The 21,519-nt window shown below is 40.3% G+C and carries 16 protein-coding genes; 10 read left to right on the forward strand and 6 right to left on the reverse strand.

All coding sequences use genetic code 11. The annotated features are described in order from the left end of the window. Positions 1–81 precede the first annotated feature (81 nt). Positions 82–579, forward strand: coding sequence for a ribonuclease E activity regulator RraA (gene rraA / locus H5118_RS06015; RefSeq protein WP_002959955.1), 498 nt, complete (start codon positions 82–84; stop codon positions 577–579). A gap of 1 nt (position 580) precedes the next feature. After that, positions 581–1,630: a formimidoylglutamase gene (locus H5118_RS06020; RefSeq protein WP_182748155.1), complete on the forward strand. Its 1,050-nt coding sequence runs from the start codon at positions 581–583 to the stop codon at positions 1,628–1,630. Here the strand turns inward: H5118_RS06020 and H5118_RS06025 are convergent. Both H5118_RS06025 and hutI read right to left on the reverse strand, forming a co-directional pair. Then, positions 1,627–3,291, reverse strand: coding sequence for an EAL domain-containing protein (locus H5118_RS06025; RefSeq protein ID WP_182682819.1), 1,665 nt, complete (start codon positions 3,289–3,291; stop codon positions 1,627–1,629). The two genes, H5118_RS06020 and H5118_RS06025, sit on opposite strands and share 4 nt — an antisense overlap. A gap of 120 nt (positions 3,292–3,411) precedes the next feature. After that, positions 3,412–4,659: an imidazolonepropionase gene (gene hutI, locus H5118_RS06030; protein ID WP_182748157.1), complete on the reverse strand. Its 1,248-nt coding sequence runs from the start codon at positions 4,657–4,659 to the stop codon at positions 3,412–3,414. 119 nt (positions 4,660–4,778) lie between these two features. Between hutI and hutC the strand changes: the two genes are divergently transcribed. From hutC to hutH, 3 genes are all read left to right on the forward strand, one after another. After that, positions 4,779–5,486 carry a histidine utilization repressor gene (gene hutC / locus H5118_RS06035; protein ID WP_002959947.1) on the forward strand — a complete coding sequence of 236 codons (708 nt, stop codon included), beginning with the start codon at positions 4,779–4,781 and terminating at the stop codon, positions 5,484–5,486. A gap of 66 nt (positions 5,487–5,552) precedes the next feature. Then, on the forward strand, positions 5,553–7,226 hold the full coding sequence (gene hutU, locus H5118_RS06040; protein ID WP_182712155.1) for a urocanate hydratase: 1,674 nt from the start codon (positions 5,553–5,555) through the stop codon (positions 7,224–7,226). 2 nt (positions 7,227–7,228) lie between these two features. Continuing rightward, positions 7,229–8,764: a histidine ammonia-lyase gene (gene hutH / locus H5118_RS06045; protein ID WP_182748159.1), complete on the forward strand. Its 1,536-nt coding sequence runs from the start codon at positions 7,229–7,231 to the stop codon at positions 8,762–8,764. On the opposite strand, the gene H5118_RS06050 is transcribed toward hutH, so the two are convergent. Continuing rightward, positions 8,761–9,531 (reverse strand): NADP-binding protein, encoded by a 771-nt coding sequence (locus tag H5118_RS06050; protein ID WP_182682814.1) that lies wholly within the window; start codon positions 9,529–9,531, stop codon positions 8,761–8,763. The two genes, hutH and H5118_RS06050, sit on opposite strands and share 4 nt — an antisense overlap. 116 nt (positions 9,532–9,647) lie before the next feature. Between H5118_RS06050 and H5118_RS06055 the strand changes: the two genes are divergently transcribed. The 4 genes from H5118_RS06055 to H5118_RS06070 all read left to right on the forward strand — a co-directional run bounded on the left by H5118_RS06055 (position 9,648) and on the right by H5118_RS06070 (position 16,344). Next, positions 9,648–11,675 (forward strand): methyl-accepting chemotaxis protein, encoded by a 2,028-nt coding sequence (locus H5118_RS06055; protein ID WP_182682813.1) that lies wholly within the window; start codon positions 9,648–9,650, stop codon positions 11,673–11,675. A 371-nt stretch (positions 11,676–12,046) separates the two neighbouring features. After that, positions 12,047–14,755 carry a preprotein translocase subunit SecA gene (secA, locus tag H5118_RS06060; protein WP_182672761.1) on the forward strand — a complete coding sequence of 903 codons (2,709 nt, stop codon included), beginning with the start codon at positions 12,047–12,049 and terminating at the stop codon, positions 14,753–14,755. Between the two features lie 68 nt (positions 14,756–14,823). After that, entirely contained in the window at positions 14,824–15,222 is a 399-nt protein-coding gene (gene mutT / locus H5118_RS06065; RefSeq protein WP_007377262.1) for an 8-oxo-dGTP diphosphatase MutT, read from the forward strand. Between the two features lie 21 nt (positions 15,223–15,243). Continuing rightward, the gene (locus H5118_RS06070; RefSeq protein ID WP_182748161.1) at positions 15,244–16,344 is read left to right on the forward strand and encodes a phosphotransferase enzyme family protein; all 1,101 of its coding nucleotides are present in this window, start codon (positions 15,244–15,246) and stop codon (positions 16,342–16,344) included. Positions 16,345–16,380: 36 nt separating this feature from the next. On the opposite strand, the gene H5118_RS06075 is transcribed toward H5118_RS06070, so the two are convergent. The 3 genes from H5118_RS06075 to pmbA form a co-directional block, all read right to left on the reverse strand. Then, the gene (locus H5118_RS06075; RefSeq protein WP_182748163.1) at positions 16,381–18,456 is read right to left on the reverse strand and encodes a M13 family metallopeptidase; all 2,076 of its coding nucleotides are present in this window, start codon (positions 18,454–18,456) and stop codon (positions 16,381–16,383) included. Between the two features lie 422 nt (positions 18,457–18,878). After that, positions 18,879–19,358: a DUF721 domain-containing protein gene (locus tag H5118_RS06080; RefSeq protein WP_002959934.1), complete on the reverse strand. Its 480-nt coding sequence runs from the start codon at positions 19,356–19,358 to the stop codon at positions 18,879–18,881. Between the two features lie 72 nt (positions 19,359–19,430). After that, the gene (gene pmbA / locus H5118_RS06085) at positions 19,431–20,780 is read right to left on the reverse strand and encodes a metalloprotease PmbA (RefSeq protein ID WP_165742846.1); all 1,350 of its coding nucleotides are present in this window, start codon (positions 20,778–20,780) and stop codon (positions 19,431–19,433) included. Between the two features lie 144 nt (positions 20,781–20,924). On the opposite strand from pmbA, the gene yjgA reads away from it, so the two are divergent. Further along, positions 20,925–21,458, forward strand: a complete 534-nt coding sequence (gene yjgA, locus H5118_RS06090; protein ID WP_002959930.1) for a ribosome biogenesis factor YjgA — start codon at positions 20,925–20,927, stop codon at positions 21,456–21,458. Positions 21,459–21,519: the final 61 nt, after the last annotated feature.

Genomic DNA, 21,519 nt, shown 5'->3' on the forward strand with positions numbered 1-21,519 from the left:
TTACTGCGATTAAGTCGTTGTTATTGCTTATAAGGAGGGTATACTGAGATATAAATTAATGTACCTTTTGAGGATAAAATAATGGATTACAGCACTTCTGATTTATGCGACCACTTTGCTGACGTGGTTGACGTGCTAGAGCCTATGTTCATCAACTTTGGTGGTCGACACAGCTTTGGTGGCCGCATTAAAACGGTTAAATGTTTTGAAAATAATGAACTCATCCGCGAATTACTTTCTCAAGATGGTACAGACCTAGTACTTCTTATTGATGGTGGCGGCTCAACTCGTCGCGCACTAATCGACATTGAACTGGCTGAGCTAGCACTTGAAAACAACTGGAATGGTATTGTTGTTTACGGCGCAGTACGCCACGTTGATGAGCTTGAAGAGCTTGATTTAGGCATTCAAGCAATTGCTTCAATCCCTGTTGCAGCCGACAGCGAAGGTGCTGGTGAAGATGCTATAGGCGTTAACTTTGCTGGGGTATCATTTTTTGATGACGACTTTATTTATGCTGATAGCACAGGCATTGTTTTATCTGCAGAAGAATTAGAGTTGGAAGTTGTAGAAGTATAACGTGACTTTCCATTTAAAAGTATATGATGAAAGCGCGGTTAGAACACTTTGCTCTACCCGCGCAAATGAGAAAAAAGCATGGCAATCAATGGCCTTGCTCGACACCCAAGTAAACCTGCAACAAGCACTTGTTGACGCTGCTCAATTTGGTATCCGCTATGTACTTCTGGGTATTTGCGAAGATATCGGCCCAAAAGCAAACTTAGGAAATGGTGGTGCAAACGAAGCATGGCCAGCTTTTTTAAAACGCTTTTTAAACCAACCTCACAATCAATTTATTGCCACTCAAAAAGTGCTTTTATTGGGTGAAGTTAATACTGATGATTTAATGGCGCAAAGCAACCAGCTTAATAATCAGCAAGGCCAGCAGTTAACTCAATTACGAGATTTATGCCAACAGCTTGATGAACGCGTAGAGTCGGTATTGAGCCTTATTTTTAAAGCGGGGCTTGAGCCAATCGTTATTGGCGGAGGTCATAACAATTGCTTGGGAATTATCCGTGCCCTGAGTAAGTCAAAAAATACACCTATTAATGCTATCAACTTTGACCCTCATGCCGACTTTAGAGAATGTGAAGGTCGCCATAGCGGCAATGGCTTTCGCTACGCTTATAACGAGCAACATCTAAGTAATTACCACGTTATTGGCTTACATGAGATAAAAAACAATCAAGCAATTATAGATGCAATGAGTGAAGCTAACTTTACGTTTGATAGCTATCAATCAATACAAGTTAAGCGAAAAACTACACTCACGCAGGCAATTGAAAACGCATTAAGTAATTTTAACGATTTACCACTGGGTATTGAAGTTGATTTAGATAGTATTACTTACATGCCGGTGAGTGCGTACACATGTTGCGGATTTAGTGTGAATGACACTGAGCACTTTGTGCATTTAGCAGCAAACCATCGCCACTCTAAGTACTTACATTTATGTGAAGCAGCGCCTAGCCAGCACCCTAACGGAGTTGAGGCCGGTGCTGCCCATGTAGGACAAGTGATCAGTGCACTTGTGAATAGCTATCTACAAGCCAAAGAAAACACTTAGCGCTGTTGAACTAATCGCCACTCTTTTAGCCAGCTCATTAAACCAATACTACTTAGCGGGTGACCAAAGTAATAACCTTGGGCAGCATAACCTTTTAAGCTTTTTACAAACTTAAGTTGCTCAAGTGTTTCTACCCCTTCAAAAATCACTTTTGTTTTTTGTTGGTTATGCATTTCAACCATTCCGCTAACTAAACTGCGTATATTATTTTGATTACTAAAGTCAGCAGTGAGTGAAGGTGAAACCTTAATATACTCTACCGCTAAGCTTGGTAACTTAGAAAGCAGTACCGGGTTATCACCAAGTCCATCAACACATACTTTTAAGCCTATGTTATTAAGCCTTGCGATCATGCCTCTGCCTTTATCATCTAGTCCCGCAAAAATATGCAAAGGGCATTCAACAATTAAATCGCCAGCTTCCAAGTGATGCTCACTTAAAACAACATCAACAAATTCAATAAACTCTTCGTTAAGCATTTCAGGACCAAATACGTTAATGCTAAGCGGTATAGAAATACCTTCTATTCTAAGCGCCATTGCAAGCTCAGCAGCTCTCTCTATTACAAATTTAGCGAGTGGATAACCAAGCCCTGCAATTCTAATGTCGTCGATAAACCTGTTAGCGGATAAAATCCCTTGCTTAGGGTGCTGCCAACGCAGTAGTAATTCTAAAAACTCAATTTGACCGTTTTCGTTACAAATAATAGGCTGAAAATAAAGCTCTAACTCGCTCGAAAAATCAATATTTGCTAATTCCTTTAGTCGCGCTTGTTGCTCTCGCAATTCAATCATCATTTGTTGATGATAAGGCACAACCTTGCGATCTGGGTGGCTATCGAGTGCCAGATATGCGTACGATATTAAATTATCAAAGTTGTTATCTTGCTCATTACAATCAACATAACTCGCTCTCGCTTTTACTTCTACAGTGCAGTTAGCAACATTAAATGGCTTAAGCGTTGCACCCAGTATTTGGTCAATAACTAATTCATGTAAGTGTTTTTGATTCGCGAAACTACAAATAAATGCAAAGTTAAGACCCCCTAAGTGGGCTAGCTTTTCTTGTCCAGTTAAAGTCACTATTTCGTCACTTGAAAGTAGCTCTTTTATTCGATTAGCCGATTGCGCTAACAGTATATCGCCAAAGTCGCGTCCAATATGCTGGTTAACTTGCTCAAAGCCTTCAAGGCGAATAACGATTAACGCTGCGCTTATTTGTTTGTTGTCGCACCATGTATAGTAACCTTGACGTAACTGTTTTCTATCTGCAAAAACTGAAAGCGGAGACTCTTCAACAAATGCATCACCTTCAGGTTCTGGCTCTATAACGACTTCTATTTCAGCACTTTCATCATTTAAAAAACCTACAATAGCTAATAATAATATTGCTAACACAACCCAAAATAGCGGAACTTCCAATAATAAATGAGCTGAAAATAGAACAACAAATAAAAGACCAGCCATTGAGCTGGTAATTATCATGCTCCAATTATTTCGCTCAAATGCTTGCCATAAGTGAAAACAAAACCCAAAGGCTAGTAAAATAGCAAGCCAAGCCGCACCGCTGCTTAAAATAGCTAAACCAACAGCAGCTGTGCATAAATAACTAAATTTAATACTGGTATTTTTAACAGCAAATAAAGTGGCGATCATCGCCATTAATAGTGCACCACTAAAAAATATTGGGAAATTACTGTCGGTTAGTATGTTCAAATTAACGGCATCCGTATTCGCTAAAAAAGTTTAAACCAAGTTATATGTGGGTAAAAATAATACAAACTAATTAATTCTACCCAAAATCCATAAATTTAACAGTTTATTTACGCCAAATTGGTAACTTAATTGTGATGGATGACTTATTTGCCAATGCGCAATATCAGCTCTTGCGCCAACCTTTAAAATACCACGGTCGTCTAAACCTAGTGCTTTAGCTGCATTTCGAGTAACACCAGCTAATGCTTGCTCAGGTGTTAATCTAAACAATGTGCATGCCATGTTCATCATCAAGTGCACTGAGCACAGCGGTGAAGTACCTGGATTAAAGTCACTCGCAATAGCTATCGGTACTTTATATTGATTAAGTAATTCAATAGGTGGGAATTTAGTTTCTCTTAAAAAATAAAATGCGCCTGGCAATAACACCGCTACCGTCCCAGCGTCTGCCATGGCTTTTACACCCTCTTCATCTAGATGCTCAATATGATCAGCCGAAAGGCCATTAAACTGCGCCACCAGCTTAGCACCCTGTTGATTAGATAACTGCTCAGCATGGCATTTTACTGGGAGGTTATGCTTTTTAGCCGCCTGGAAAACACGTTTGGTTTGCGAATAACTAAACCCAACATTTTCACAAAATACATCGACTGCATCAGCAAGATTATTAGCTACTACCTGATCAAGCATGTCAGTACACACTAAATCAATATATTCATCAGCACGGCCTTTGTATTCAGGCGGTAGAGCATGCGCCCCTAAAAAAGTAGTTTTAATATCAATAGGGTGATGTTCACCTAATAAACGAGCGACTTCTAATATTTTTATCTCGTTTTCAGTATCTAGCCCATAACCAGACTTTATTTCAACGGTGGTTACACCTTCTTTTAACAACGTATTTAAGCGATCTTTTGCATCTACAAACAATTGTTCACGGTCGGCTGCTCTTGTGGCTTTAACCGTACTTGCTATGCCACCGCCTTGTGCTGCGATTTGCTCATAGCTTACGCCTTGCAAACGCTGTTCAAACTCTTGCGATCTTGAACCTGCAAATACTAAGTGAGTATGGCAGTCTATTAGGCCCGGCGTTAACCATTGTCCTTTTACACTCAATGTCGGCGTTGCAAACACATCAAAACTAGGCAATGTTGATTGCTCTCCAATCCACGCAATTTTACCATTTTTAATGGCTATAGCAGCATTTTCAATTGCGCCATAAGGGGCATTTATATTGCTATCCATAGTGGCAATATTGGCATCAGTTAAAAGTAAGTCGATTTCTTCTAACTCATAATTATGTGTTGTGCTTTGCATTTTTTAGCCCTTTTTACGCCCAGAGTGATGAAAATATAGTCTAACAACCCATCTTGTATATACAAGGTAATTGTGTCATCTTATTTATATAGTTTATTTTTAATGTAACCATAAATTTAATGACGACACCTAAATTTGCGCAAATAAAACAATTCATTGTTGATAAAATACGCAGCGGTACGTGGCAAGAAAACCAACGTGTTCCCTCTGAAAACGAACTAAGTAGTCAATTTAGTGTAAGCAGAATGACAGCCCGCAGAGCACTAAGCGAATTAACCGAGGCAGGCATTTTAACCCGCAGCCAAGGGTTAGGTACATTTGTAGCTACATTTAAATCGCAGTCATCGTTACTTGAAATAAAAAATATTGCTGATGAAGTAAAAGAGCGTAACGGCAACTACACCTGTAGCGTACTCATACTCGAATCAATAAATGCAGTCGCACCTATTGCCATTGCACTTGGTGTTGAGGTTGACAGTGTTGTATATCGAAGTGTACTTGTGCATAACGAAAACGACAGTCCTTTGCAGCTAGAAGAGCGTTTTGTAAACCCTGCCCTTGCGACTGGCTACTTACAACAAGACTTTAGCATGCTTACACCTCATGAATATCTATCTAGTGTTGCCCCACTTACCCAAGCAAGGCATACAGTAGAGGCCATTATGCCAAACAGCGAAATGTGCCAATGGTTAAATTTATATAATGAAGAGCCATGCTTACAAGTAATCCGACGCACCTGGTCTGTTAAAGGCATTGTAAGCTTTGCGCGCCTTGTATCACCAGGCAGTAAATATCGCTTAGGTGGCCACTTAACATTTAAAAAATAACAAACAATAGCGCTTACTGCGCTTTTTTTATAACAAATCATCTTGTATATACAACAGGAGCAAAACATGAACAACCGACTCGACACAAGTCGCGTAATACGTGCACCTCATGGAGATAAAATAAGTGCTAAAAGCTGGCAAACAGAAGCTGCTAAGCGCATGCTAATGAATAATTTAGACCCTGAAGTTGCAGAGCATCCTCATGCACTTGTTGTATATGGTGGTATTGGCCGAGCAGCTCGTGATTGGCCAAGTTATGACAAAATTATAGAAACCCTCGATAGGCTCGAAAGCGACGAAACCCTGCTTGTACAATCAGGAAAACCCGTTGGTGTATTTAAAACCCACAGTAATGCTCCTCGCGTGCTTATTGCTAACTCAAATCTTGTTCCACACTGGGCAAATTGGGAGCACTTTAACGAGCTCGATAAAAAAGGCTTGATGATGTACGGGCAAATGACGGCGGGTTCTTGGATCTATATTGGCTCGCAAGGCATAGTACAAGGAACTTACGAAACCTTTGTAGCTATGGCAAAGCAACATTTTGCAGGTAGCGCTAGTGGTAAATGGGTATTAACAGGTGGTCTTGGTGGTATGGGCGGTGCGCAACCACTTGCAGCTACAATGGCTGGGTTTAGTGCACTGGTTGTTGAATGTGATGAAAGCCGTATCGATTTTCGTATAAAAACAGGCTACGTTGATGTAAAAGCAACAAATCTTGAACACGCACTGCAATTAATAACCGATGCATGTGTTAAAGGTAAAGCCCTCTCAGTGGGTTTACTAGGTAACGCTGCCGATGTATTTAGTACACTGGTTAAAACAGGCATTACCCCTGATGTAGTCACAGATCAAACATCTGCTCACGATCCATTAAATGGTTACTTACCACAAGGCTGGACAATGGAGTACGCAGCAAAAATGCGTGAGCAAGATCCAAAAGCCGTAGTAAAAGCCGCTAAACAATCAATGGCAGTCCAAGTTAAAGCTATGCTAGCACTACAAAAAGCCGGTGCCGCCACTACTGATTACGGTAATAATATTCGTCAAATGGCGTTTGATGAGGGTGTTACCAACGCGTTTGATTTTCCTGGATTTGTGCCTGCATATATTCGCCCTTTATTTTGTGAAGGGATTGGACCATTTAGATGGGTAGCATTATCAGGCGACCCTGAAGATATATATAAAACCGACGCTAAAGTAAAAGAGCTTATTCCTGATGATGCACATTTACATAACTGGCTTGATATGGCGCGGGAACGCATACAATTCCAAGGTTTACCTGCACGCATTTGCTGGGTTGGCCTAAAAGATAGAGCACGCCTTGCACTGGCCTTTAATGAAATGGTTAAAAATGGCGAACTTAAAGCCCCTATAGTTATTGGTCGCGATCACCTCGACTCTGGCTCAGTTGCCAGCCCTAACCGCGAAACAGAGAGCATGAAAGATGGCTCAGATGCAGTATCAGATTGGCCATTACTCAACGCACTGCTTAATACCGCAAGTGGCGCTACTTGGGTGTCGCTTCATCATGGTGGCGGTGTAGGAATGGGATTTAGTCAGCACTCTGGTGTAGTTATTGTTGCCGATGGTACTGATGAAGCTAAAGAGCGTATTGCTCGCGTACTGTGGAACGACCCTGCAACAGGTGTAATGCGCCATGCTGATGCCGGATACGACATAGCAAAAAACTGCGCTAAAGAACAAAATTTAGACCTACCTATGTTAAACGAGGAATGATCATGTTCGAACTTACTCTCACACCCGGATCACTTGATTTAAACACACTAAGAAAAATTAATAATTCACCGGTAAAGCTGAGCCTTGCAAAGCATGCCGAGTCGCAAATAGCAGCCAGCGCGCAAACCGTTCAAAATGTTATTAATGAACACCGCACTGTATATGGAATTAACACCGGCTTTGGATTATTAGCCAATACTAAAATTGCCGACGACCAACTTGAATTATTACAGCGCTCCATTGTGCTTTCACACGCTGCGGGTATTGGCGAATACATGGATGACAGCACAGTAAGGTTAATGATCACCTTAAAAGTAAACTCGCTTTCACGTGGCTATTCGGGCATTCGCCTGCAAGTAATCCAATTTTTTATGCAGCTGCTTAGTAGCGAAGTATATCCGTGCGTGCCTAAAAAGGGCTCTGTGGGGGCATCGGGGGATTTAGCCCCTCTTGCGCATATGTGCCTACCTTTATTAGCTGAAGGTCAAATGCGACATAAAGGAAAAATAATTAGTGCAGCACAAGGGTTAAAAATAGCGGGACTTGAACCCCTAACACTTGCAGCCAAAGAAGGCTTAGCATTATTAAATGGCACACAAGCGTCGACTGCGTTTGCACTACAAGGCCTATTTAGAAGCGAGAACTTATATGCACAAAGCTGCGTTATCGGATCAATAAGCATAGAAGCTGCAATGGGCAGTCGCGCGCCATTTGATGCACGTATTCATGAAATTCGCGGACAGCGCGGACAAATAGACACCGCTCAAGTATTTAGAGAGCTACTCGATACGCACTCTCAGATTAGTAACTCCCACGTCAATTGTGAAAAAGTACAAGATCCATACTGCCTTCGCTGCCAGCCTCAAGTGCTAGGTGCTTGCCTAACTCAGATACGCCAAGCCGCAGAAGTATTGCTATGCGAGTCGAACGGTGTAACCGATAATCCGCTAGTTTTTGCCGATGTAGGCGACATAATATCGGGAGGAAACTTTCATGCAGAGCCCGTTGCAATGGCCGCTGACAACTTAGCAATCGCAATTGCCGAAATTGGCGCATTAGCAGAAAGGCGAATTGCATTACTTATCGATTCAAACCTATCCAAATTGCCGCCATTTCTAGTTGAAAACGGCGGGGTAAATTCTGGATTTATGATTGCCCAAGTTACCGCAGCAGCGCTTGCATCAGAAAACAAATCATTAGCGCATCCGGCTTCGGTTGATAGCTTGCCTACATCTGCAAATCAAGAAGATCATGTTTCTATGGCAACCTTTGCAGCAAGGCGCTTAGATGAAATGGCCAATAATACCCAAGGTGTTTTGGCAATAGAATGGTTAGCATCGGTTCAAGGGCTAGAATTTAGAAAGCCGCTTGAACCATCAGATAAAGTGCAAAGCGCTAAAGCATTGTTACGCGAGCATGTAAGTTATTATGATAAAGACCGCTACTTTGCTCCCGATATCGAAGCTGCTAATACATTACTAAGTGAAGGTAAGCTATGCGACTTTATAGAGAGCAGTCCCCTGCCTTCAGCATATTAAATACCGTGCTGATAGCTAAACCCTAAGGCTTCAATGGCTGAGCCTAATATTTTTCGCTCAGCCGAATCAGTTCCTGTAAACGTTGGCATTTCACCACCATGTTGCTGACACTTCATAGCGTAGTATTCAGCTTTTGTGGGGTGCGCAGGATTAACCACATTATAAATATTTTGCCCTACTTGCCAGTGCTCTATCACCGCAAAAATAGCATTAATTACATCTTGTTGATGCACCATATTTACCACTTGCTCACTTGATGTATTGAGCTCTTTACCTGCCACAAAACGCCCCGGTTCTCTATTAGGCCCTAGTAAGCCAGCTAAACGAAGTATTTTGCCATCTTGTTCAAGCACTTGCTCTTCAGCTTCGTAAAGCTTTATTTGGCGCTCGTTTGTGCATGAAATATCGCTACTTTCACTATATACACCAGGCTCTTGATCGTACACCCCGGTTGATGAGCACAATAAAAAGCCCTTTGCGTTTAGCTCCTTTGAAAGCTTAAGCGCTGCGGTGAGTGTTTCAGGATAATTACTTTCACTGTGCCTGCTACGTGGTGGAATAGCACATACCCAATAAGCACCTTGTAAATCAACTTGATGCCTTAATTGTCCATCTTCAAGTGTAAACTGACGCTCAAAGTCAAACTCGTGTATATCTGTTCTATGCGTTCCTTGTACTTGCCAGTCAGCTTTTTGTGCACTTACGCATAAAGCATGTCCTAACCAGCCTGCACCTAATACTACTAATTTATTACTTTTATTTGTCATTTTTGTATAAGCCTTTATTTTAAACGCATAATTAGTTCTTTCTATCTAACTTTATAGAGATTTTAAGTAAGATATGATTAGATATAATTTCATAAATAATAAAAATATGTGTACTCATGCTAAATAATTTATCATTACGGAAGAAAATATTATTATTGATTGGTGGAACAATTACCGTTTTACTAATTATCGCCTCAACATTTTTTGTTAAACACATTGCCAATCTCTCTAGAGAAAACATAGAAAACGAAGCACAAAGTTATCTACAGACCGAGCAACTTTCAATGCAAAGTTACTTCGCGATGTACGGTAAAATGGTATCAACCTTTGTTAATAACCCACATTTAATCAACTTTTTTGAAAATTGGGATACACGCGATCAAGCACTCGAAAGCGCGCCAGGTTACAACGAAGTAAACCAAGACTTTGTGCGTTTAAGCTCAAATGACGAAAACATTTTATCGGCCTTTTTTGCCTCAGCAACCACCGGTGAATACTTTAAAGAAAACGAGCGTACAAGTCACTACAACGGCCAGCCTTATTACGCTTACAAGCGTGGGTGGTGGCAAGAAGCCATGCAAGTTAACAAGCTTTACGTAGGTCCAATCTCTGTTGATTTAACCACAGGCGTAGCATCCGCAGTAGTACAACAACCTGTTTATAACGCTCAGCGAAAACTCATTGGTATGGGCGGTGTTGATTTACAATTAAACAAAATTAACGACATGGTCGAAAATATTCGCTTTAACGGCCAAGGTTATGGATTTTTACTCGATGGTAATCAAAAAGTAGTTCATTTTTCAAAGGCCACTGGGCATAAACTTTCAATTACAGATGAAGGTGCAAACGGTAAAGAAGGGCTCGATGCGCTTGAGCAACAATTTACAAATACAGCAGGCTTTAAAGAGTTAAATACACAAATGCGAAATAACCTTGAAGGCAGCCAAATGGTTACTTTTAAAGGTGAGCAGTTTTATGTGGTTTACCATCGTCTGCAGCTAGAGCAGCCTTATATAGATTGGTATGTAGGTCTACTTATCCCAACTACTATGATTGAAGAGCCCGTAAATGCTGCAGTAACCGCTACAACAACGGCGGTAATTATTATCTTAATCATTATATTAGCCATGATTTTATGGGCTACCCACATGATTTCAAAACCCATTACAACGCTTACGCACATTATGCGTGATATAGCATCGGGCGAAGGCGATCTTACTCAAAAAATTTATATTAATAGTCAAGATGAAGTGGGACAGCTGGCCAACCACATGAACACTTTTATTGATAAGTTGCACGCCATGATGCTTGATACCGCAGCGCAAGCAGAACAACTAAGTAATGCAGCGGCCCAGCTAAGAAGTGTTTCTGAGAAAACAAATTCTGAAATTCAGCAAGAGAAGCAGCAAGTTGATAGCGTGAGCGCAGCGGTAACTGAAATGGCGACTACTGTGCTTGAAATATCACGTAACGCACAACACACAAATAACGCAGCTGAAGAAGTACAAGCAATTACAGCTGAAGGAGCTAGCCGTTCTACACAGGCGCAAACAGTAATGACTGAACTGGCATTACATATTGGCGAAGCATCTAAAGTGGTTGCAGGTCTTGAGCAAGAAAGTAATAACATTGGTGCATTAGTCGATGTAATTAATTCCATTGCTGATCAAACCAACTTACTTGCACTTAATGCGGCTATAGAGGCTGCTCGTGCCGGTGAACACGGTAGAGGCTTTGCTGTTGTTGCTGATGAAGTACGTTCACTAGCAAGTCGCACACAAGAATCAACAGACGATATTCGAAATATGATTTCGCGCTTGCAGCAAATAGCTCAACAAGCCTCAGTAATGATGCAACAAGGACAAGATCAAACCGAGGGCTCAGTGCTTCAAACTAAAGAAGTGCTTAGCTCACTTCACAATATTGCGCAGTCGGTTACTAAAGTACAAGACCAAAGTCATCAAATAGCCACATCTACCGAGGAGCAAACTGTTGTTGCTGAAGATATTAATACGAGCCTTTCGGCAATTAATAACTTAGTGAACAGTACCGCTGACCATGCGCATACCCTCGCTGACGAAGCTCGTGACTTAAGTGATTTAGCTGCGGCGCTTAACAAAACGGTTAATCAATTTAAATTATAAAACATGTATTTAATAGTTGTGTTTAAGCGTAAAACTTAAGCGCAACTATAACCCTTGTTTTTAATTTATTTAGCACCATATCTTTACAGTTCGCTGCTATTTTTACTGTAATTGAGTAATACAAAGTGATTTTTACGAACCAGATCAAATTTTTCGATTTTATACACCGATCTTTTTATTGAGATAGTTTGTTGTTTGGCAGAGTCTGGTATAGTAGCGCACGTAATAAACAGTGCTTTTTGAACGGTTTAATACAAAATTGCTAATTAATATGTTCTAAGTGTTACTTAAAAGCACATATTAATTACCAATTGTTAAAAATGGGTTAGCCGATACTCGGCTGACAAAGAATACATTGTAACGGTTTTATCATGATATCTAATTTATTTACCAAGCTTTTTGGTAGTCGCAATGACCGCACTATTAAAAACTTAAGAAAGACGGTCGCGCTAATCAATGCGCTAGAAACGCAACTTGAAGCGCTTTCTGATGAAGATTTAAGAGCTAAAACAGCTGAGTTTAGAGAACGTTACGATAACGGACAAAGCCTTGACGACATTCTACCAGAGGCTTTTGCTGTGGTACGTGAAGCGTCAAAGCGTGTAAATGGCATGCGTCATTTCGACGTGCAGTTATTAGGTGGTATGGTTTTACATCAAGGTCGCATTGCAGAAATGCGTACCGGTGAAGGTAAAACACTTACAGCTACTCTACCAGCTTATCTAAACGGCTTAACAGGCAAAGGTGTTCACGTAATTACCGTGAATGACTACCTTGCTAAACGTGATGCTGAAACCAACCGTGCGTTATTTGAATTTTTAGGCCTTACAGTAGGCTGTAACGTACCAGGTATGATGCCGCAGCAAAAGAAGCTCGCTTATACTGCCGACATTACATACGGTACTAATAACGAATTTGGTTTTGACTACCTTCGTGACAACATGGCTTTTAGCATTGATGAACGAGTTCAACGTCCATTATTTTATGCTGTAGTCGATGAAGTGGATTCAATCTTAATTGATGAAGCACGTACCCCGCTGATTATTTCAGGTCCAGCTGAGGATAGCTCTGAGCTATACACTGAAATAAACACCATCGTCCCTTTACTTGAGCTTCAAGAAAAAGAAGACGAAGAAGGTATTGAAGGCGATGGCGATTACACGATTGATGAAAAATCTAAGCAAGTTCATTTAACTGAACGTGGTCAAATTAAAGTAGAAGAGCTACTTACTGAGCGCGGCTTAATTGAAGAAGGCGATTCGCTTTATTCAGCAGCAAGCATTACGCTACTAAGCCATGTTTATGCCGCCCTTCGTGCTCATAAGCTATACCAAAAAGATGTTGATTACGTTGTAAAAGAAAACGAAGTAATTATTATCGATGAGCATACGGGTCGTTCAATGGAAGGTCGTCGTTGGTCAGAAGGTTTACACCAAGCTGTTGAAGCAAAAGAAGGTGTAAAAATTCAAAACGAGAACCAAACACTTGCCTCTATTACGTTCCAAAACTACTTCCGTTTATACGAAACGTTAGCAGGTATGACAGGTACAGCCGATACTGAAGCATTTGAATTTCAGTCAATCTACGGCCTTGATACCGTTGTTATGCCAACTAATAAGCCGATGATTCGTGATGATCGCGCCGATTTAGTTTACCTAACGCAAGAAGAAAAATACGAAGCTATTTTAATTGATATTAAAGACTGCCAAGACCGTGGACAACCGGTGCTTGTTGGTACTATTTCAATTGAAAGCTCTGAGTATTTATCGCAGTTTTTACGCAAAGAAAAAATTAAGCACAATGTACTTAATGCTAAATTTCATGCGCAAGAAGCTGACATCGTTTCAGATGCTGGCCTACCAGGAACAGTAACAATTGCAACAAACATGGCCGGTCGTGGTACCGATATCGTGTTAGGTGGTAACTGGAACAGTGAAGTTGAAAAACTTGAAAACCCAACTGATGAGCAAATTGCTGAAATTAAAGCAGCTTGGAAAATTCGCCATGATGCAGTAATTGATGCCGGCGGTTTACATATCATTGGTACTGAACGTCACGAATCTCGTCGTATAGACAACCAATTACGTGGTCGTTCTGGTCGTCAAGGTGATGCTGGTTCAAGCCGTTTTTACTTATCGATGGACGATGCGCTAATGCGTATATTTGCCGGTGAGCGCATGACTAACATGATGCGTAAATTAGGCATGCAACGCGGTGAAGCAATTGAACATCCATGGGTAAACCGTGCGATTGAAAATGCACAGCGTAAAGTAGAAGCACGTAACTTCGACGTTCGTAAGCAACTACTTGAGTACGATGATGTAGCAAACGATCAACGTCGTGTTGTTTACTCTCAGCGTAACGAACTACTTGAAGAAGGTGATATTTCAGAAACTATTACTGCAATTCGTGGTGACGTACTTAGCAATACAATTGATCAGTACATTGCACCGCAAAGCCTTGCTGAAATGTGGGACATTCCTGGCCTTGAAGAGCGTTTAAAACAAGACTTCTTAATTGAGTTACCTATTACTCAGTGGTTAGCAGATGACAATAAACTATACGAAGAAAAGCTTCGTGAGCGTATTGAGCAGGCGGTTGAGCATTCATACAAGCAAAAAGAAGAGCAAGTTGGCGATTCTGTTTTACGTCAATTCGAAAAAGCGATTATGCTACAGAGTCTTGATCAGCATTGGAAAGATCACCTTGCTGCAATGGATCATTTACGCCAAGGTATTCATTTACGTGGTTACGCGCAAAAGAATCCTAAGCAAGAGTACAAGCGTGAATCGTTTGAGCTGTTCTCCGAAATGCTTGAAAACTTGAAAGTAGATGTTGTAAGCATTCTAAGTAAAGTACAAGTACGCGCAGAAGAAGATGTTGAAAAAGTAGAAGAGCAACACCGTAAAAGTGAAAATGCTCCTCGCGAATACCAACATGAAGAAGCTGAGCACGTAGGTGGCGAAGCGCCAGAAACAGCGACAGTAATGGCTCGTACAGAACCAAAAGTAGGTCGTAATGACCCTTGTCCTTGTAAATCAGGTCAAAAATTCAAACAGTGTTGCGGTAAATTAAAATAACCCAATATTGTCAGTAGCTTATTAAAAAGCGGCGCTAGCGTCGCTTTTTTTTATGGAGTTTTAAAGTAATGACTATAGAAATTGTACATGTAGCTGTTGGTGTTATTAAGAAAAATAACGCTATATTCATTTGTAAACGTGCAGATGAACAACATCAAGGCGGTTTATGGGAATTTCCTGGTGGTAAAGTTGAAGCTGGAGAAAGTGTGTTTGTTGCACTTAAACGCGAGCTTATTGAAGAAGTTGGACTAACCATTCACAGCTCTAGCCAATTGATGGTGATTGAACATGACTACGGCGATAAATGCGTTAAATTAGATGTACACGTAGTAAGTAACTTTAGCGGTGAAGCACATGGCGCTGAAGGGCAACCTAGCGAATGGGTAGCAATTACTGAATTAGAAAATTATGATTTTCCTGAAGCGAATGCTGAAATTATCGAAAAAATAGTTGCCCGATACGCATAAAAAAGGGCATAAGTGAGCACAATGAATATCTCAATACAAAATAAGCTAAGCGAACTGTTAGCACTGCCCCCTGAGTTAACTCAAGTTAGTGCGATTGGTAGCGGTCATATAAATAGTACATGGCTACTTACAAGTATTGATAAACAATTTATTGTGCAAAAACTTAATACTGAGGTATTTAAAAACCCTGCTCAGTTAGTGAGTAATGCAAAACTAATTGAGCAGCATTTAAATGCTAAACAACTGCAAAATAATTACCCGCTTGAAATAATCAAACATATAACTACACAAAACGACGAACACTTAATAAAAATTGATAATGCGTATTATCGCGTCCTTAACTATATTAGCGATAGCTACAGCGAAGACGTTGTTAAAAATACCCAGCAGAGCGAGCAAGCGGCTTACGCCTTTGGCGTATTTGCTCATGCATTACAAGATTTTGATGTGCAACAGCTACACACTGTAATCCCTGATTTTCATAACTTAGCGATGCGCTTTGAGCAATTAAATACCGCAATCACTAACAACGTAGTTAATAGAGTAAAGCACTGCGCTGACGAAATAGAATATTGCTTAACGCAGCAGCATTTAATTACTGAGCTTAGTCAGGTAGCTAAACACATACCGCTTAGAGTGTGTCATAACGATACAAAAATAAATAATATGCTGTTTTGTAATACAACTCACAAAGCAAAAGCAGTTATTGATTTAGACACCTGCATGGCAGGATTTTGGCTTTATGACTTTGGCGACATGGTACGTACATTTTGCTCCCCCGAAGCCGAGGATTCAACAAACTTACACAACGTTGTTATTCGAAAAGATATATTTTCAGCCATTGTAAAAGGCTATGTAACGCCATTAAAAAGCAGCATGAGTATACTAGAGCAAGAAAGCTTATTATTAGGCGCTAAAATAATGCCGCTCATGTTAAGTGTGCGCTTTTTAACTGATTACTTAAATAACGATGTGTACTTTAAAGTATCTCATGCAGAGCATAATTTAGAGCGAGCACAAAACCAACTCGCGCTTTATAAAAGCATACTGAGTAACGAAGAATGGATGCACGCGTGCTTAGTCGATGAACAAATTCAAGATACAAAAAAACCAGTAAGCTAAAAACTTACTGGTTTTTTGTTATTTATAGCAATGCAATTACCAGATTTTTACGCGATCTTCTGGTTTGATATACATTTTATCACCTTCTTTTACGTCAAACGCTTCGTAAAACTCAGGCATGTTCGACAAGATACCGATTACACGGTAGTGGCTTGGTGAATGAGGGTCTGTTAATAAACGATTACGCAACTCTTCATCGCGGTAGTTACGACGCCAGATTTGTGACCAACCCATAAAGAAGCGTTGATCGCCTGTGTAACCATCTATCACGGGTGATTTTTTATCACCTAAAGATAGCATATACGCTTTATGCGCAACGGTTAAACCACCTAAGTCACCAATGTTTTCGCCAAGCGTTAGCTCACCATTAACACTTGCATCTTCAAATGGTTTATATTCGTTATACTGTGCAACTAAAGCCGCTGTACGCTCTTCAAATTGCTTAAGGTCAGTCTCACTCCACCAGTTACGTAAGTTACCGTCACCGTCGTATTTAGCACCTTGGTCGTCAAAACCGTGGCCAAGCTCATGCCCAATTACCGCGCCAATTGCGCCGTAGTTTACAGCATCATCCGCTTCTAAATTAAAGAATGGTGGTTGTAATATAGCGGCTGGAAATACAATTTCGTTGTTTACTGGGTTGTAATAAGCATTGACTGTTTGCGGAGTCATGTGCCATTCAGAGCGATCAACTGGTTTACCCAATTTAGCAATCATATCTGCGTATGCCCATTCGCTATAACGGATGTAATTACCTACTAGCTCATCTGAGTTAATCTCTAGCTCTGAGTAATCTTTCCACGTGTCTGGGTAACCAATCTTAGGCGTAAATTTATCTAATTTTTCTTTCGCTGCAAGCTTTGTTTCAGGGCTCATCCACTCAAGATTTTCGATAGCAACGCCATAACCTTTAATTACGTTATCAACTAACTCTTCCATGCGTGCTTTAGCTTCTGGGGGGAAGTTATCTTTAACGTATACCTTACCTAAAATCTCACCTAGTACACTGTTAGATGCATCAACCGCTTGCTTCCAAAGAGGTGCTTGTTCTTCTACGCCACGAAGTGTTGTGCTGTAAAAGTCAAAGTTAAGGTTAACTAAATCTTCGCTAAGTAGCTCTGCATAACCACTTACAAAATGAAATTTTAAGTAGTTTTTCCACGTCGCTAAATCAGTATCTTTATAAATAGTAGCAAGTGCTTCTAAGTAGCTTGGTTGACGTACAATAATATCACTTGCACTCACACCTGCATCTTTAAAGAATGCAGCTAAATCAAGCTCCCCCATCAACTTGCTTGCGTCTGCTACTGTCATCTTGTTGTAAGATTTAGTTGCGTCACGGCTTTGCACACGGCTCCATTGAGCATCAGCTAGTGTTTTTTCAAATGCAAGTACGCTCTTGGCAGCTTCTGCTGCATTTTTAACGCCTGATTTTGCTAAAACATCTGTGATGTATTGCTCGTAAGAAGCGCGAATTTTAGTGAATTTTTCGTCATCGTTTAAGTAATAATCACGATCTGGTAAACCTAGGCCCGACTGAGATAAATACAATGCATACTCGCTCGAGTTTTTAGCATCGTTATTTACAAACCAACCAAACGGTAAAGTACCGCCTTGTTTTTGAATTTTAGCCATTAAACCCACTAAGTCAGCTTTAGATTTAACGCTATCAATTGTATCTAATGACGGTTGTAATGGCGTAATACCTAGCTCATTACGCGCAGATTGATTCATGTAGCTTTTATAAAATGCGCCAATTTTATACTCATCACTGCCTTTTTTAGCGGCCTTATTCGCGGCTGCGTTTTCAAGGGCAATTTTCATCGCTTTTTGTGACTCATCATATAGCTGCGAAAAAGAACCGTAGTTAGACTTATCACCTGGTATTTCAGTTTTTGCTAACCACTGTCCATTTACATGATAATAAAAATCGTCTTGTGCGCGTACTGAACTATCCATATTCGCTAGTTCAATACCAAGCTCTAGTGGCTTTTCAGCGGGTGCTGTTACTACAGGAGTGTCGGTTACTTTAGCTTCTTGTTGTTTTTCACCACAACCTACTAGACCAAGTGCAAGCGCTATGCTCGCAGCGGCCATTGTTACTTTATTCATAATGATTCCGTTTGTTAGTTAGAATTAAATCATACCAATCTGCTTATGTATGGGGTCTAATTAACGTTAAGAAAATTACGCTAGAACTAAGCAAAAGTTTTTGTATCTAGTTGTTCTAAATAAAAAATTTTTAACGACGTTATAGTGCAATTTAATTCGTTAAATTGATCAAAGATTTATGCAGGTTGGTATCACATACCAACTCCATTAAATTCTTGAATATAGCAGGAGTAAAAATAGCACTGCCTGTACGCTTTTACTTAATGGAATGGGTATCAAGGGAGCTTTAAATAATAAAGCACACCACGCAGTATCATAAACCTCATTAGACCAACAATAAAATGGAATATGTAACAAAGTATTTTGAATGCGGTGAGCTGCAAAAATAGCCCTACCAATAACAATATAGCGGGTGGCTAAGGCTAACTTTTATTCTTCCCGTGGAGCGCTAAACGCTCTAGTTTTTCTTTTAATGAAGGGGGGGCAGAAGCCGCTATCGCATTTAAGTAATTAGCGGTTTGCTCACTCATTTTCCGAGAGTTGGTAACTGTAGGGCTGCCCGATTTATTCGCGGTACTTAATCGCTGAGTTGCTTGAGGATTTGCAGTTATTTTTATTTGTCCAAGCTCTGCCATTCCAGCTGCTCTAAAGTGTGAAAGCATATCCATTTTTAAATAATTAAGCCTAAGCGCGATAGGCGCAGATACCGCCTCTATCATTAGCGTGCCGTCTCGGTAATTACTAACTCGGCATTTATCACCCAATTTAGGGCCTAAAAAATCTTTTAATAAGGTTTGCTGTGTATCAAGTGCTTGGCTTTTGCCTGCATAAGCCGATAAACGATTATTTAACCCCGCCATAATATCGGTTAGCGGTTTTGGTGCATATCTATCTTTAGCCATTTTACACCTCGTAAAAACTCACTTAGACCCAAAGATAATACTCTGGGTCTAAGTATACACTGCGTATTAATACTACGCGCCGGCTATTTGCATTTGCTCGATTAATACTGAGCCTGTTTGAATACCACCACGGCGTTCTATATCACCACCAATGGCGGAAATACCTTTAAACATGTCTTTTAAATTACCAGCAATAGTAATTTCACTTACCGGATATTGAATTTCACCATTCTCAACCCAAAAACCTGCAGCACCACGAGAGTAGTCACCCGTTACGGTATTTACGCCCTGCCCCATTAGCTCTGTAACTAATAAGCCAGTACCCATGGTTTTTAATAGTGCAGTTAAATCGTTATGAGTTTGCTCAACGAGCCAGTTATGTATACCGCCAGCATGCCCTGTTGGCGTCATATTCATTTTGCGTGCGGCATAACTTGCTAATAAATAGGTTTGTAACTCGCCACCTTGAATTATTTCTCTATCGAATGTTTTAACACCTTCGCTATCAAACGGTGACGATGCCAACCCTTTTAAAATATGTGGGCGCTCAGCAATATTCACACAATGACTAAATACCTGAGTACCTAAGCTATCAAGTAAAAAACTTGATTTACGATAAAGCGCGCCACCACCAATTGCCGACACCAAGTGACCAAACAATGAATTTGCAATATCGGCTCTAAAAATAACAGGCACTTTCATTGTGCCTAACTTTTGGCTGTTTAATTTAGCTAAGGTTTCAGCTGCCGCTTCAAGACCCACTGCCGCCGCATCATTTAAACCAGCCTGATCGCGAGCAACTGTATAAGCAGAGTCGCGCTGCATGTGTTCGCCATCTTTACCTATTACCATAGTACTAATACTATGACGAGTGCGCGGAAAGCCTGCAATTAAACCGTGGCTGTTACCATAAACACGTAATCCCTGATGCGATGAAAAACTCGCACCATCAGAGTTAACAATACGCTCATCTGCATTTAATGCAGCTTGCTCAGCAGCATGACAAAGCTCAATGCCTTCCTCAGGACTTACATCCCAAGGATGATATAAATCTAAATCTTTAGGATTAAATTCAAGTAACTCTTTATCAGCAACGCCGTTAAATGGATCATCAGATGTAAATTTGGCTATATCAATCGCTTTTTCGACTACCGTGCGCAATGTTTTTGGATTTAAGTCAGCAGTTGACGCCGAGCCTTTATTATTACCAACATATACACTAATGCCTAAGCCGCCGTCTTGGTTGAACTCAATGGTTTCTACTTCACCCATTCGTGTACTAACCGATAAACCAGACGTGCTAGACATCGCAGCTTCTGCAGCTGTAGCGCCTAATTTTTTAGCATGTTCGAGTACTTCTGCTACCGCATCTTTAACTTGCGATATTTGAGAATAAATTGGATCGTTTTGTTGGCTTTTCATAAATTAAGTCCTGAGCCTTAGAGGCATAATGCACGCATTTCTTATATTTAAATGCTAACACACTCAATGCATCACATCAGCTAATATTCCTAAGTATCATATTCATGTATAATGGCAAAAGTTATTTTTATTTAAGAGCACCCCATGGCAAAGAAAAAAGGCAAGCCTGCTGAAATTGAAGAAGAAATTGAATATGTATCAAGAACGGAGCTTAAACGCGAAGCGCAAGAGTTTCATCAGTTAGGTACTGAAATTGCCAAAATGGGTAAAAAACAGCGCGAACGCCTGCCATTAAATGACGATTTAAAAGAAGCGATGGTTGTTGCTGATAAAATAAGTAACAAAAGCGACGCGTATCGCCGCCACTTAAATTACATCGCTAAAACACTGCGTACTGTAGAAAACATTGATGATATTAAAGCGATTATCGATGTGATGCTTAATAAAAATAACCAAGCTGAAGTATTGGTCAAAAAAATTGAGCAATTACGTTCAGATTTAATTGAGCAAGGTGATGACCTTATCAATGAGACTATTGAGCAGTTTCCATCTCTTGATCGTCAACAAATGCGCCAATTGGTTCGAAATGCGGCAAAAGAAGCGAAAGCTGAAAAGCCGGGTAAAGGTTATAAAGAATTATTTCAATACCTTAAAGATGCTCATACTATTACGTATTAATTAGGTCGTATTAAGTTATATTTTATTAAAAAAGGTGCTTCGGCACCTTTTTTGTTATAGA

Source organism: Pseudoalteromonas sp. SR41-1 (assembly GCF_014164015.1).
Taxonomy (GTDB): domain Bacteria; phylum Pseudomonadota; class Gammaproteobacteria; order Enterobacterales; family Alteromonadaceae; genus Pseudoalteromonas; species Pseudoalteromonas distincta.